General features: G+C 66.9%; 12 protein-coding genes. 8 read left to right on the top strand and 4 right to left on the bottom strand.

Annotated features, from left to right (window positions below):
• Positions 1 to 282 precede the first annotated feature (282 nt).
• On the top strand, positions 283 to 2217 hold the full coding sequence (asnB, locus tag OG205_RS29385) for an asparagine synthase (glutamine-hydrolyzing) (RefSeq protein WP_330271241.1): 1935 nt from the start codon (positions 283 to 285) through the stop codon (positions 2215 to 2217).
• Between the two features lie 59 nt (positions 2218 to 2276).
• Positions 2277 to 3539 carry an MFS transporter gene (locus OG205_RS29380; protein ID WP_330271240.1) on the top strand — a complete coding sequence of 421 codons (1263 nt, stop codon included), beginning with the start codon at positions 2277 to 2279 and terminating at the stop codon, positions 3537 to 3539.
• On the opposite strand, the gene OG205_RS29375 is transcribed toward OG205_RS29380, so the two are convergent.
• Positions 3523 to 4317 carry a hypothetical protein gene (locus OG205_RS29375; RefSeq protein WP_330271239.1) on the bottom strand — a complete coding sequence of 265 codons (795 nt, stop codon included), beginning with the start codon at positions 4315 to 4317 and terminating at the stop codon, positions 3523 to 3525. The genes OG205_RS29380 and OG205_RS29375 overlap by 17 nt on opposite strands.
• 80 nt (positions 4318 to 4397) lie before the next feature.
• On the opposite strand from OG205_RS29375, the gene OG205_RS29370 reads away from it, so the two are divergent.
• Positions 4398 to 5792, top strand: a complete 1395-nt coding sequence (locus OG205_RS29370) for an APC family permease (protein WP_330271238.1) — start codon at positions 4398 to 4400, stop codon at positions 5790 to 5792.
• Here the strand turns inward: OG205_RS29370 and OG205_RS29365 are convergent, their stop codons facing one another.
• Together OG205_RS29365 and OG205_RS29360 are read right to left on the bottom strand one after the other, a co-directional pair.
• Complete coding sequence (locus tag OG205_RS29365) at positions 5793 to 6509, bottom strand: AAA family ATPase (RefSeq protein WP_330271237.1); 717 nt, start codon at positions 6507 to 6509, stop codon at positions 5793 to 5795.
• Positions 6506 to 7282 (bottom strand): MBL fold metallo-hydrolase, encoded by a 777-nt coding sequence (locus tag OG205_RS29360; RefSeq protein ID WP_330271236.1) that lies wholly within the window; start codon positions 7280 to 7282, stop codon positions 6506 to 6508. Before OG205_RS29360 ends, OG205_RS29365 begins: the two co-directional genes overlap by 4 nt.
• A gap of 38 nt (positions 7283 to 7320) precedes the next feature.
• Here OG205_RS29360 and OG205_RS29355 point away from each other — a divergent pair, with 38 nt between their 5' ends.
• Together OG205_RS29355 and OG205_RS29350 are read left to right on the top strand one after the other, a co-directional pair.
• Positions 7321 to 8208, top strand: coding sequence for an aldose 1-epimerase family protein (locus tag OG205_RS29355; RefSeq protein ID WP_330271235.1), 888 nt, complete (start codon positions 7321 to 7323; stop codon positions 8206 to 8208).
• Positions 8209 to 8263: 55 nt separating this feature from the next.
• Positions 8264 to 9475 (top strand): amidohydrolase, encoded by a 1212-nt coding sequence (locus tag OG205_RS29350; protein WP_330271234.1) that lies wholly within the window; start codon positions 8264 to 8266, stop codon positions 9473 to 9475.
• Here the strand turns inward: OG205_RS29350 and OG205_RS29345 are convergent.
• Positions 9472 to 10611 carry an acyl-CoA dehydrogenase family protein gene (locus OG205_RS29345; protein ID WP_330271233.1) on the bottom strand — a complete coding sequence of 380 codons (1140 nt, stop codon included), beginning with the start codon at positions 10609 to 10611 and terminating at the stop codon, positions 9472 to 9474. The genes OG205_RS29350 and OG205_RS29345 overlap by 4 nt on opposite strands.
• 83 nt (positions 10612 to 10694) lie before the next feature.
• On the opposite strand from OG205_RS29345, the gene OG205_RS29340 reads away from it, so the two are divergent.
• The 3 genes from OG205_RS29340 (at position 10695) to OG205_RS29330 (ending at position 13762) form a co-directional block, all read left to right on the top strand.
• The gene (locus OG205_RS29340) at positions 10695 to 11285 is read left to right on the top strand and encodes a TetR/AcrR family transcriptional regulator (RefSeq protein WP_330271232.1); all 591 of its coding nucleotides are present in this window, start codon (positions 10695 to 10697) and stop codon (positions 11283 to 11285) included.
• Between the two features lie 5 nt (positions 11286 to 11290).
• Entirely contained in the window at positions 11291 to 12223 is a 933-nt protein-coding gene (locus OG205_RS29335; protein ID WP_330271231.1) for a carbohydrate kinase family protein, read from the top strand.
• A gap of 225 nt (positions 12224 to 12448) precedes the next feature.
• A complete protein-coding gene (locus OG205_RS29330; RefSeq protein ID WP_330271230.1) occupies positions 12449 to 13762 on the top strand; it encodes a citrate synthase in 1314 nt (437 codons plus the stop codon).
• The last annotated feature ends 50 nt before the right edge of the window (positions 13763 to 13812 follow it).

The raw sequence follows: 13812 nt of genomic DNA, 5'->3' as shown, positions 1-13812 counted from the left end.
GGGTCCCGTCACGAGTCGCACCAGGAGCGGGCCACACCTGAGGGGTGAGGTCAAGTCGACGAAAAGCGTGTCGACTTGACCTCACCCCTCAGGTGCAGCAAGTGCTGTGGTGCGACTCGTGACGGGACCCACCGCCGGGCCCGCTCGGTAAGGACGGCTCGCCTTCGGCTTCGCGGTGAACCTGACCGGTGAGTCAGGCGTCTTCAGGCTGCGGAGAATGTCCGATCCCGGCTTCGGCATACTGGGATTTCAGCAACAGCTAGCTACGAGGTGCGATTTCACGTGTGCGGAGTGCTCGGACTCATCTGTTCCACCGAAGCAGCTGCGGTCTCCGCGCGTGCCTCTGTGGCCGCAGCGCTGCGCTGCCAGCGGCACCGTGGGCCCGACGAGCAGGACACCTGGGCTGATGCTGAGGTTGTCTACGGGTTCAACCGGCTTGGTTTTATTGATCTTGAGCACTCGCATCAGCCGCTGGTGTGGGGGCCGCCGGAGAACCCGACGCGGTACACGTTGAACTTCAACGGGGAGATCTACAACTACAAGGAGCTTCGTTCGGAGCTCATGCGGAAGTTCGGGGCCCAGTTCAAGACCAAGGGTGATGGTGAGGCCATCGTCGCTGGTTATCACTACCTCGGTGCTGACTGGGTCAAGATGTTGCGCGGCATGTTCGCGTTCATGATCTGGGACGCGCAGGAGCGGGTGGTTTTTGGCGCTCGCGATCCGTTTGGGATCAAGCCGTTGTACTGGGCCACTGGGCCCGGTGGGGTCGGGTTCTCGTCCGAGAAGAAGAGTTTGTTGCAGCTGACCGGTGTGCTCGGCATCAGTCAGGAGCTGGATCAGACCGCGTTGCAGCACTACCTGGTGTTGCAGTACGTGCCTGAGCCTGAGTCACTGCACAAGGCGATCCGGCGGGTCGAGTCCGGGACGTCGTTCCGGGTTTCGCCTGGTGGGCAGGTGCTGTTCAACCGGTACTTCAAGCCTGTGTTCAACCCCCGGCCGGTTAACGGGGCGCATGAGGCTGAGGCGCTGTACGAGCGCATTGCCGACGTGATGCGTGACTCGGTGTCCAAACACATGATCTCGGACCCGGATGTCACGGTCGGCGCGTTCCTGTCGGGTGGGATCGACTCCACCGCCACCGCGACGTTGGCGAAGCTGCACAACCCGAACCTCATCGCGTTCACCAGCGGGTTTGACCGTGACGGGTACTCGGAGGTCGATGTTGCCGCGGAGACCGCGGCGGCCATCGGGGTTCGGCATGTGGTGAGGACCGTGTCGGCCGACGAGATGATGGAGGAGCTGCCGCTCATCCTCTGGTATCTCGACGACCCGGTGGCGGACCCGGCGTTGGTGCCGCTGTACTTCATCGCGAAGGAAGCGCGTAAGTACGTCAAGGCCGTGTTGTCGGGTGAGGGTGCGGACGAGCTGTTCGGCGGGTACGTGATCTATCACGAGCCGCTGTCGTTGGCGCCCTTCGAGAAGGTGCCCGGTGGCGTTCGGAAGTTGATGGGCGCTGTGTCCAAGTCCATTCCGGAGGGTGTGCGCGGTAAGGATCTCTTGCGGCGTGGGGCGCTTCGGTTGGAGGAGCGGTACTACGGGAACGCTCGCAACTTCAGTGACGCGCAGGTGCGTGCGGTGTTCCCCGGCTATGTCGAGGGGATTGGCTTCCAGGACGTCACGGCGCCTTGGTACCGCGAGTCGGAGGACTGGGATCCGGTCGCGCGCATGCAGCACATCGACCTCTACACGTGGTTGCGCGGCGACATCCTGGTCAAGGCCGACAAGGTGACCATGGCGAACTCGATCGAGTTGCGCGTGCCGTTCCTCGATCCTGAGGTGTTCCGGGTCGCGGCCGAGGTGCCGCTCGACCAGAAGCTGACCGAAGGCACGACCAAGTTCGCGCTGCGCAAGGCGTTGGCGAAGATCATTCCGGCGCACGTGCTCAACCGGCCCAAGCTCGGGTTCCCGGTGCCGATCCGGCACTGGTTGCGGGCTGAGATGTACGACTGGGCCCGCGGGATCATCAACGACTCGCAGACCGGTCACCTGCTCGACAAGAACGCGGTGCTGGACCTGCTCGCCGAGCACAAGTCCGAGCAGTTCGACCGCAGCCGGCAGCTGTGGTCCGTGCTGTGCTTCATGATCTGGCACGGGATCTTCGTCGAAGGCCGGATCAGCCCGAAGGTGCCGGAGCCGGTATACCCCGTCCGCCTCTGACGAGTGGTGTTGGCGACACATCCAGGTAAAGCGCTTGTTAGTTGCCATAGGCTAATCAAATGGCCACCGTGGGGAGAAGCGCGCGCTCGACGTTCGTGATCGACACTCGTCCGTTGAAGATCGTCGCGTATCGCCGGTTGTGGCTCTCCACGATCGTGACGGCGGTGGGCTCCCAGCTCACCGCCGTTGCTGTGCCCAAGCAGGTCTACGACCTCACCGGCTCGTCCGCGTGGGTCGGCATCGCCGCTGGTGTGGCGCTCGTGCCGTTGCTCGTGTTCGGGCTGTGGGGCGGTGCTGTCGCGGACACGGTGGACCGCCGCAAGCTGTTGCTCGTCACGAACATCGGCATCGCCGTCTCGTCGGTGCTGCTGTGGGCGCAGGCCGCGATGAACATCGGCTCGGTGTGGCTGGTGATCGCGTTGCTGGGGCTGCAGCAGGTGTTCTTCGCGGCCAACGCGCCGGCGCGGCAGGCCTCCATCGCCCGGCTGGTGCCTGCTGAGCTGTTGCCTTCCGCCGGTGCGCTCGGGTCGACGGTCATGCAGTTCGGTGCCGTGCTCGGGCCGTTGCTCGCGGGTGCGTTCATGCCGATCGTCGGGCTGTCGACGTTGTACCTGGTGGACGCCATCGCGCTCGTCGTGACGGTCTACGCGGTGTGGAAGCTGCCCGCGATGCCGCCGCTGGACGGGGTGGTGCGGCGCGCCGGACTCAAGGACGTGCTGGCCGGCTTCACGTACCTGTGGGCGCAGAAGGTGCTGATGGCGAGCATGCTGCTGGACATCATCGCGATGGTGTTCGGCATGCCGCGGGCGCTGTTCCCGGAGATGGCCCAGCACACGTTCGGCGACCCGCCCGGCGGTGGGTTCGCGCTCGGCGTGCTGTTCGCGGCGATTCCGGTCGGCGCGGTGATCTGCGGACTCACGTCCGGGTGGATCTCGAACGTCAGCAGGCACGGTGTCGCGCTGACGCTCGCAGTTGTCGGCTGGGGTCTCGCGATCATGGGCTTCGGTCTTGCCGGGTCGATCTGGGTCGCTGCGGGATTCCTGGCGCTGGCGGGTGCGGCGGACATGGTGTCGATGGCGTTCCGCGGCGCGATCCTGCAGTCGGCCGCGACGGACGAGATGCGTGGACGGATGCAGGGCGTCTTCATCGTCGTCGTCGCGGGTGGGCCGCGCATCGCGGACCTGTTGCACGGCACAGGTGGCGCCGCGTTCGGCACGGCCGCGGCGGTGTCGGTCGGTGGCCTGCTGGTGGTCGTGGCGTCCGTCGCGATGGTGGCGCTGCTGCCAGCGATCTGGCGCTACCGCTTCAGTTCCGCGAGCTGATCTCGGCCGGGTTCGGCTCGCTGATCTTCACATCGCTGCCCCAGTCGGAGAAGCGCGCCTCGTCGACGATCTGCACGCCCTGGAACTGGGTGACGAACGTGATGCGCACCGGCAGGCCGTTCTCGTCCAGCTCGATCTCGCCGGTGGAGCCGGGGACCTTCTGGTCGAGCGCGAGCTTGACCTCGGCGCGCAGGGCCTCGTCCTTCAGGGTGTCGTAGGCCTTCTGGTAGTCGACGGCGATCGAGTAGCGCGTGTGGCCCTTGATCTCCGCGGTCAGCTTGAGCTCGCCGCCCGCCTCCATCACCGGCAGGTGGTACGTCGTGAAAGCGGCCTGCTGGTAGACGACGTCGTGGAAGCCGAGCACCGTCGTGGTGAAGTCGTCGTCGGCCTTGCGATCGAGTTTCACCCACGGCTTGTCCGCGGGAAGGCCGAAGACGGTGGCGGGCAGCTTCACGAACGCGGTGTCCTTCGTGGTCGAGAGCAGCCTCAGTTCGACCGCCTCGCCGTCGGTCTGCACGGGACGGGTGGTGGTCGCGTCCATGCTCGGGACCTCGCCGCCCAGCCGGATCGAGCCGCTGGACGGGGCCCGCACGCCGCCTCCCGTGGGCGGTGGCGTGATGCTGAAGCGGTAGGTCCCCTTCTCGTTGATCGACTTGGTCACCGCGGCGATGATGCTCTTCACGTCGCGGTGCTGGGAGTTGTTCTCGGCAGGCGTCGGGGATGAGCAGGCGGTCAGCGTCACGGCGGCGACGATCGCGAGTTTCGTTCGAACTCCCATGCGGGAATTGTTACACCAATTGGGTGAGGTAGGCGTCCGTTCGTGCTGGTGGCCAGGCACAACGGGCAGAATCTTCGGGCATGGCTGAAGCGACTCCACAAACGGAGCAACCAGAGCTACATCGGGCAATCGGCCCGAAGCTGCTGCTGTTCTTCGTCGTCGGCGACATCCTCGGGACCGGCATCTACGCCCTCACCGGCAACGTGGCAGGCAAGATCGGCGGCGCTCTCTGGCTGCCCTTCCTGCTCGCGTTCGTGGTGGCGTTCCTGACCGCGTTCAGCTACCTCGAACTCGTCGGCAAGTACCCCAGAGCCGCCGGCGCCGCGCTGTACACGAACAAAGCGTTCGGGATCCACTTCCTGACGTTCATGGTCGCGTTCGCGGTCATGTGCTCCGGCATCACCTCGGCGTCGTCGGCGGCCCTCGCCTTCGGCCGCACGTACCTGCGGCAGCTGCTGGTGGAGTTCTTCGACGTCGCGCTCAGCCCGGAGTCGCTGGCGATCACCGGTATCGCGATCGTCTTCATCGCGGCGCTGGCGATCATCAACTTCCGCGGCGTGTCCGAGTCGGTCAAGGCCAACGTGGTGCTGACCTGCATCGAACTGTCCGGTCTGGTGATCATCATCATGATCGGCGCGTGGGCCGTCATCAACGGCGACGGAGACCCCGGCAGGCTCACCGACATCCACGTCCCGTCCGGCAGCAACGTGGTGCTCGCGGTCACCTCGGCCACGGCACTCGCGTTCTTCGCGATGGTCGGCTTCGAGGACTCGGTCAACATGGCCGAGGAGTGCCGCAACCCGGTCAAGATCTTTCCGCGCGCGATGCTGTGGGGCATGGGCATCGCGGCCCTGATCTACGTGCTCGTCGCGATCACGTCGTCGCTGCTGATCCCGTCCGACGAGCTCGCGAAGGCCGGCAGCAGCGCGTTGCTGAAGGTCGTCACCGTCGGCGCGCCCGGCTTCCCGCTGTGGATCTTCGCGTTGATCGGTCTGCTGGCCGTCATCAACTCGGCCCTGATCAACATGCTGATGGCGTCCCGCCTGCTGTACGGCATGGCGAACGAGAAGATCATCCCGTCGTTCTTCGGCGCCGTGCACCCGTTCCGCCGCACGCCGTGGATCTCGATCGTCTTCACGACCGGCGTCGCGGTGATCCTGGTGTCGACCGCGGACATCGGCAAGCTCGGCGGCACGACGTCGTTGCTGCTGCTGGTCGTCTTCACCATCGTCAACATCGCGTGTCTCGTGCTGCGCAGGGAGAAGTCCGAGCACAAGCACTTCCGTGCGCCCACGTGGGCGCCGGTGCTCGGCGCGATCACGTGTGCGTACCTCGCGATCCCGTGGACGTCCGGGCGTCCGGCGGACGACTACAAGATCGCGGGCTGGCTGCTGCTGGCCGGCCTGGTGCTCTGGGGCATCAACCGCGTGCTGCACGGCAAGGTCGAGACCCACCCGGAGAAGCTCGGCAAGTAGCTAGTCCAGCAGGTGCTTCAGGAACCGGTCCGGCTCACCCAGGAAGTTGCGGGTGAGCCGGACCGGTTCCGCTGTGTCGTAGTCGATTTCGTCGATCGTGTCGGTGATCTCGAGGATCGTGGCGTTGGGCGCGGCGAGCAGGATCGGCGAGTGCGTGGCGATGATGAACTGCGAACCCTCTTCGACGAGTTCGTGCATGCGCCGCAGAACTGTGAGACAGCCCTTGACGGACAGCGCGGCCTCCGGTTCGTCCAGCACGTAGAGGCCTTTGCTGCCGAACCTGTGGTTCATCAGGTCGATGAAGCTCTCGCCGTGTGAGCGCTCGTGCAACGACTTTCCGCCGTACGACGCGTGAATCCCCTCGCCGATCCGGTCGATCTCGGTGGCGACGTTGTAGAACGACTCGGCGCGCAGGAAGAAGCCCGTGCGGGGCTTTCTCGTGCCCCAGGTCAGGATCAGGTAGTCGCCCAGCGACGACTCCGTCGCCTTCGTCGCGAAGCGGAAGGACTGCGTGCCGCCCTCGGCGTTGAACCCGGCGGCCACCGCGATCGCCTCGACCAGGGTGGACTTGCCCGCGCCGTTGTCCCCGGTCAGGAACGTGATGGGGCGCTTGAGCTCCAGCGGGTGCTCGATCAGGTGCCCGACGACCGGGAGCGTGAACGGGTAGCGGTGCGTGTCGTCGACCTGGTCGAGGCGGATGCGGTGGATGAACGTCACGCCAGGCGCGCCAGTTCGACCGGGTCGTGCGCGCAGAACACCTCGACCTCGCCCTGTGCCTTCAGTTCCTTCAGTCGTTCCACATTGGACAGACGCTGCTCGCGGATCGTCTCGGTCTGCTTGACGGTGAGCTTGAGCGCGAAGATGTTGCTGGGCGGCGTCTCGATCTCGCCGCGGTAGAAGTACGCGTCGCCGGCGTGCAGCATCCAGCCGTTGTCGCCCTTCACCGCGATGCCCGTGTGGCCGCGGGTGTGGCCGATCAGCGGCACCATCAGGACGTCCTCCGGCAGGCCGGGGATGGCGCTGACGGCCTCGAAACCGAACCAGTCCTCGCCCTCGGCCTTGTGCGTCTCGAACGTGACGCCCTCGCGCTGCGCCTTCGGATACCGCGCCCGTTCCTTGGTGCCCTTGGGGTTCGTCGCGGCTTCCAGTTCGGTGTCCAGCACGTGCACGGTGGCCTTGGGGAAGTCGCGCAGCCCGCCCGCGTGGTCCATGTCGAGGTGGGTCAGCAGGATGTGCCGGACGTCGTCGGCCGTGTACCCGCGCCGCTCGACCTGGCTGATCGCCGTCTCGGTGATGTCGAGCGCCGGCTTGAGCAGCTTGCGGCTCAGCGGGTCGATCGTCGCCTTCGGGTCGCTCACCTCGTGCGTGCCGAAGCCCGTGTCGACGAGGGTCAGGCCCTGGTCGGTCTCGATCAGCAGGCAGTGGGCCACGAGCCCGCCCGCGACCAGGGGCGGCCTCATCGTGGCGCAGTTGAGGTGATGAACCTTCATGGGCAAATCCTTCCGCTGGCCCCGTAGGCTTCAGCCTCATGTTGGGGATCTCGTACGAGGGTGCCACCGCCGTGATCACGACTGTAGGCGCGGGCCTGCGGTCTTTCGAGGTGGATGGTGTTCCGTATGTGGAGACATTCGGCGAGGACGAGAAGCCGCCGATGAGCGCCGGGGCCGTGCTGGTGCCCTGGCCCAACCGGACCGCCGGCGCGTCTTGGGTGCTGGACGGGGTTCGTCAGCAGCTGGAGGTCACCGAGCCTGCTCGCGGGAACGCGATTCACGGGCTGCTTCGACGTCGTCCGTGGACGGTTCTGGAGCACACCGGGTCGTTGGTGTCGTTGCGGGCGCTGATCGAGCCCCAGGCCGGGTGGCCTGCTGCTTTGGACGTCACGGTGTCCTATGCGCTGGATGATCGCGGACTGACCGTCACGCACGGGGTCACGAACGTCGGGGACGTGGCCACGCCGTTCGGCGTCGGCACGCATCCCTATCCGCGGGCCGGGAACGCCTCGACCGATTCGTGCACGTTGACGCTGGCCGCGACGACCGTGCTGCCGCTGGACACCGAGCGGATGGTGCCTTCAGGCGCGGCGCGGCCGGTGGAGGGGACCGAGTTCGACTTCCGGCAGGGGCGGACGCTGGACGGGGTCCAGCTGGACACGCCGTTCGGAGGGTGCGAGCCGGGTGCCGACGGGCTGGTGCACCACACGCTCGCCTCGCCCGACGGTGGCGTCGAGGTGTGGGCGGATCCGGCGTTTCGGTGGGTTCAGGTCTACACGCCCGATTCGTACCCCGGCCGGGGCCGCGCCGTCGCCATCGAACCGATGACCTGCCCGCCGGACGCCCTGAACTCCGGAGTGGACCTGATCAGGGTCTCTCCCGGCGAATCCTGGGGCGCGCGGTGGGGGATTCAGCCGTTGAGCTGACCCGTCAGGTTCTCGGGGTGGCCCACGGCCCCGGCAACCGTTAGCGTTGCTAACCATGAACATCGCGATCACCGGGGGCTACGTCGTGCCCGTCGACGGCGAGCCCGTCGAAGGCGGCACTGTCCTCATCCAGGACGGGAAGATCGTCGCGGTCGGTGCGGACGTCGACATTCCGGACGGCGTCGAGGTCGTCGACGCGGACGGGGCCTGGGTGCTGCCCGGCTTCGTCGAGGCGCACGGGCACATCGGCGTCCACGAGGAGGCCGAGGGGTGGGCCGGTCAGGACACCAACGAGATGACCGATCCCGTCGGAGCCCGGATGAGGGCGCTCGACGCGATCAACCCCGCCGACCTCGGGTTCGGTGACGCGCTCAGCGGCGGTGTCACGACCGCGGTGATCAAGCCCGGCTCCGGCAACCCCATCGGCGGCCAGACGGTCGCGGTGAAGTGCTGGGGGCGGACCGTCGACGAGATGCTCGTCAGGGAACCGGTCAGCGTGAAGAGCGCGCTGGGCGAGAACCCGAAGCGCGTCTACGGCGACAAGGGCAAGCTGCCGTCCACGCGGCAGGGCGTCGCGGCGGTCATCCGGGACGAGCTGACCAAGGCGCAGGACTACCTGGCCAAGAAGGCCGAGGCCGAAGCCGACGGCAAGGCGTTCGACCGCAACACCACGCTGGAGATCCTGGGCAAGGTCCTCAGCGGCGAACTGCCGTGGTGCCAGCACGCGCACCGGGCCGACGACATCGCCACGGCGATCAGGTTGTCGGAGGAGTTCGGTTACCGGCTGATCCTCAACCACGGCACCGAAGGTCACCTGATCGCGGACGTCATCGCGGACAAGCAGATCCCGGTGATCATCGGCCCGCTGTTCACCACCCGGTCCAAAGTGGAGCTTCGGAACCGGGGACTGCGCAACCCCGGCATCCTGGCGCGGGCAGGGGTGGAGCTGGCGATCACGACCGACCACCCCGTCGTGCCGATCAACTTCCTGGTGCACCAGGCCACCCTGGCGGTGAAGGAAGGACTGGACAGCGACGTCGCGCTGCGGTCGATCACGACGAACCCGGCGCGGATCATGGGACTGGACGACCGGGTCGGGTCGCTGAAGCCCGGACTGGACGGCGACGTGGTGATCTGGTCAGGGGACCCGCTCGACGTGATGAGCCGGGCGCTGCACGTCTTCGTGCAGGGGCGCGAGGTCTACACGTTCGACGAACGGACCGGGGAAGGGGTCGTGGCCGACCCCTTCTACCGCGAAGCGAACTAGCGCAGTCCTCGGCCGATCACGAGGCGCTGGATCTGGTTGGTGCCCTCGAAGATCTGCAGGACCTTGGCCTCGCGCATGTAGCGCTCGACCGGGAAGTCGCGGGTGTAGCCCGCGCCGCCGAGCACCTGCACGGCGTCGGTCGTCACCTTCATCGCCGCGTCCGTGGCGATGAGCTTGGCGATCGACGCCTGCTGGCGGAACGGCAGCCCGCGGTCGCGGCGGCGCGCGGCCGAGATGTAGGTGGCGCGGGCCGACTCGACGGCCGCGGCCATGTCCGCCAGGAGGAACTCCAAGCCCTGGAACTCGATGATCGGGCGGCCGAACTGCGTGCGGGTCTTGGCGTAGGCGACCGCCTCGTCGAGGGCGGCCTGGGCCAGACCCACCGCGCACGCGGCGATGCCGAGACGGCCCGAGTCCAAAGCGGACAGTGCGATCTTGAGACCGTCGCCCTCGTTGCCGATCAGGCGGTCGGTGCCGAAGCGCACGTCGTCGAACGCCAGCTGCGCGGTGATGGAGCCGGTCAGGCCCATCTTGCGTTCTGGGGTGGCAGCGACGATGCCCTGGGCCTCACCGGGGGTGAGGAAGCAGGAGATGCCCCGGCCCGCGTCGGGGGACGTGCGGGCCATCAGGGTGTAGAAGTCGGCGGCGCCGGCGTGCGTGATCCACGCCTTGGTGCCGTTCACGACGTACTCGGAGCCCTTGCGGACGGCCCTGGTCGACATGGCCGCCGGGTCCGAGCCCGCCTGGACCTCGGAGAGGGCGTAACCGCCGAGCAGTTCGCCCTCGAGCATCTCGGGCAGCCAGCGGTCCTGCTGTTCGCGGGTGCCGAAGGTGGCCAGGCCGTAGCAGGACATCACGTGCACGGAGAGGCCCACGGCGACCGTCATCCACGCGGAGGCGACCTCTTCCAGCGCCTGCAGGTACACCTCGTAGGGCTGCTCGCCGCCGCCGAACTCCTCGGGGTACGGCAGGCCGAGCAGTCCCGACCTGCCCAGCAGGCGGAACGCGTCGCGGGGGAACTTCTCGTTCTCCTCGGCGTCGGCTGCGTGGGGCTTCAGCTCGTCCCGCGCGATCTCCTTGACCAGCGCGATCAGGTCCTCGGCCTCTTGTGTGGGGAGCAACCGCTCGGCGGGCATCGTCGACCTCCGGTGTGTACTGGTAGCTGTACTCTAGGACGTTGTGCAGTACAGCGGCCAGCGAATGTGGCAGGGTCGTCACCATGACGCGGGCGCTCACGCAGCGGCAGGCCGAGCTGCTCACCCGGTTGGAGGCGTTGTTCCTCACCGAGGGCTTCGGTCATCTCACACTGGATGACATCGCCTCCCGCCTGCACTGCTCGAAATCGACGCTGTACGCGCTCGCCGGCAGCAAGGAACAGCTGGCGGTCAGGGTCGTCGGCCGGTACTTCAAGGGCGCGGCCGAGCGGATCGAGAAGCGCATCGCGGGCCTCAACGACGTGCGCAAACGCATCGGCAGCTACCTCGCGGGCGCGGCGGAGGAGCTGAACAAGGCCTCGGCGGCGTTCATCGCGGACGTGTCGGACTTCCCGCCCACCCGCGCCACCTACGAACGCAATGCGCGCGCCGCGGCCGAGCGCATCAAGGCGTTCATTCAGGACGGGGTCGAGCGGCACGTGTTTCGCGAGGTGCACGCCACGTTGTTCGCCGAGATGGCCGGTCTGCTCATCGAGAGCATCCAGACCGGTGTCCTCACGAAACGGGCAGGCGTTTCGGACGCCGAGGCGTTCACCGCACTGGGCGAACTGTTGTTGGATGGGCTCCAGCGGAGTGGTGCTTCCCAGAAGGAGTAGAGCGCGTGATCGTGGTTGCTGGTGAGGCCCTGGTCGACATGGTGCCGGTGGGGGACGACGAGCTCACGCCGCTCGCGCCCAAGCTGGGCGGCGGACCGTACAACGTGGCCGTCGCGCTCGGTCGGCTCGACGTGGCGACGGGCTTCCTGTCGCGCGTCTCGACCGACCACTTCGGCGAGCAGCTGATCAAGCGGCTGCACGCCTCGAAGGTCGCCACGGATCTGGTCCAACGTGGACAGGAGAACACCACGCTCGCCGTCGTCGGGCTGGCCGACGACGGGTCGGCGCGCTACTCGTTCTACGTCGACGGCACCGCCGACCGGCTCGTCGAGGACCCCGGTCCGCTGCCCGCCGGGACGAAGGCCGTGTCGTTCGGCACGCTGTCGTTGGTGCTGGAACCCGGCGCCTCGGTCTACGAGACGGTGCTGCGGCGCGAGAGCAAGCGCTTGCTCACGGTGCTCGACCCCAACATCCGGGCAGGCCTGATCGACGATCCGGGCGCATACCGGGCGCGCTTCCGGTCGTGGCTGCCGGACGTCGGGCTGCTGAAGGCGTCCGTCGAGGACGCGCGGTGGCTCGCCGAGGACGGCGACGTGATCGAGATCGCAAGGACGTGGATTTCACAGGGACCCGCCGCCGTCGTCCTGACGAAAGGTGGCGAAGGTCTGTCAGTGATCACCGCCACCGGACAGGTCGACGTGCCACCCGTGAAGGTGGACGTGGTCGACACGATCGGGGCGGGCGACACGGTGCAAGGCGCCCTGCTCGCGTGGCTGCACGACCACGATGCGTTGAGCGCAGAGAAGATCCGTGGCCTCTCCACGGATGAATGGACCGCCGCATTGACGTACGCCGGTGCGGCCGCCGCGATCACATGTTCCCGTGCGGGTGCCGAACCGCCCTTTGCGAGCGAACTCACCGCCGCGTTGGGTGGATAAAACGGAGGATCGGACTACCGTGGGGTAGCCGCGCTAGAAACTGGCATTGCGAATGTGATGCCGGTCCCATCTCTCAGAATCGGTTCACACCGCTGCTGCGAGGCGGGCCTTCCGCCGACTAGCGTGAGTGGACTTGAAGACTCAGATCCCAACGGGGTGGTCCGAGACGACAGCTGACCGTGAACGGTCTGCTGCCACCCCGTCCGAGCGTTGAGAGGGACTTGAATGCCCGACGCGACGACTGCGCCGACCGACCCACAGACCGTCGCGCTGCGCCACGGGGACGCAGAGCTCGAGATGAAGGTGGTGCCGGCGTCCGAAGGCGCGTCCGGCATCGAACTCGGCAAGCTGCTGTCGACCACCGGTCTGGTAACCCTGGACACCGGTTTCGTCAACACGGCCTCCTGCTCCTCCGAGATCACCTACATCGACGGTGACGCCGGAATTCTGCGTTACCGCGGGTACCCGATCGAGCAGCTGGCCGCGCGTTCGAACTTCGCGGAGGTCAGCTACCTCCTGATCTACGGTGAGCTGCCGACCGCCGCCCAGCTTGAAGACTTCACGTCCAAGATCAGCAGGCACACGCTGCTGCACGAGGACCTCAAGCGCTTCTTCGACGGCTTCCCGCGCGACGCGCACCCGATGCCGGTGCTGTCGTCCGCGGTCTCCGCGCTGTCGACCTTCTACCAGGACTCGCTGTCGCCGTTCGACTCGAACCAGGTGGAGATCTCCACGATCCGCCTTCTCGCCAAGCTGCCGACCATCGCGGCCTACGCGTACAAGAAGTCGGTCGGCCAGCCGTTCCTCTACCCGGACAACTCGCTTGGCCTGGTGGAGAACTTCCTGCGGATGACCTTCGGGTTCCCGGCCGAGGCCTACGACCTCGACCCGGACCTCGTTCGCGCGCTTGACCTGCTCTTCATCCTGCACGCCGACCACGAGCAGAACTGCTCCACGTCGACCGTGCGCCTGGTCGGCTCCTCCGAGGCGAACCTCTTCGCGTCCATCTCCGCGGGCATCAACGCCCTGTTCGGCCCGCTGCACGGCGGTGCGAACAGCGCGGTGCTGGAGATGCTGGAGAAGATCAAGAACGACGGCGGCGACGTGCAGTCGTTCGTCAACAAGGTGAAGAACAAGGAGGACGGCGTCCGTCTGATGGGCTTCGGCCACCGGGTCTACAAGAACTACGACCCGCGCGCCGCGATCATCAAGAAGACGGCCGACGAGATCCTCGGCAAGCTCGGCGCCGACGACCAGCTGCTCGACATCGCGAAGCAGCTGGAAGAAGCCGCACTGAGCGACGACTACTTCATCTCCCGCAAGCTCTACCCGAACGTGGACTTCTACACGGGTCTGATCTACCGGGCGATGGGCTTCCCGACCAAGTTCTTCACCGTGCTGTTCGCGCTCGGCCGGCTCCCCGGCTGGATCGCGCACTGGCGCGAGATGATCAACGACCCGGCCACCAAGATCGGCCGCCCGCGGCAGATCTACACCGGCCCGACGGAGCGCGACTTCATCGCGATGGAGAACCGCTAGTCACACGCTGCTTCACCCGTCCGGGGCTCGCCTGTCATGCAGGCGGGCCC

Source organism: Lentzea sp. NBC_00516, assembly GCF_036346835.1.
In the GTDB taxonomy this organism is placed as follows: domain Bacteria; phylum Actinomycetota; class Actinomycetes; order Mycobacteriales; family Pseudonocardiaceae; genus Lentzea; species Lentzea sokolovensis.
The sequence above is the reverse complement of the archived record's forward strand: the minus strand, read 5'-3'. Positions and strand labels throughout refer to the sequence as shown.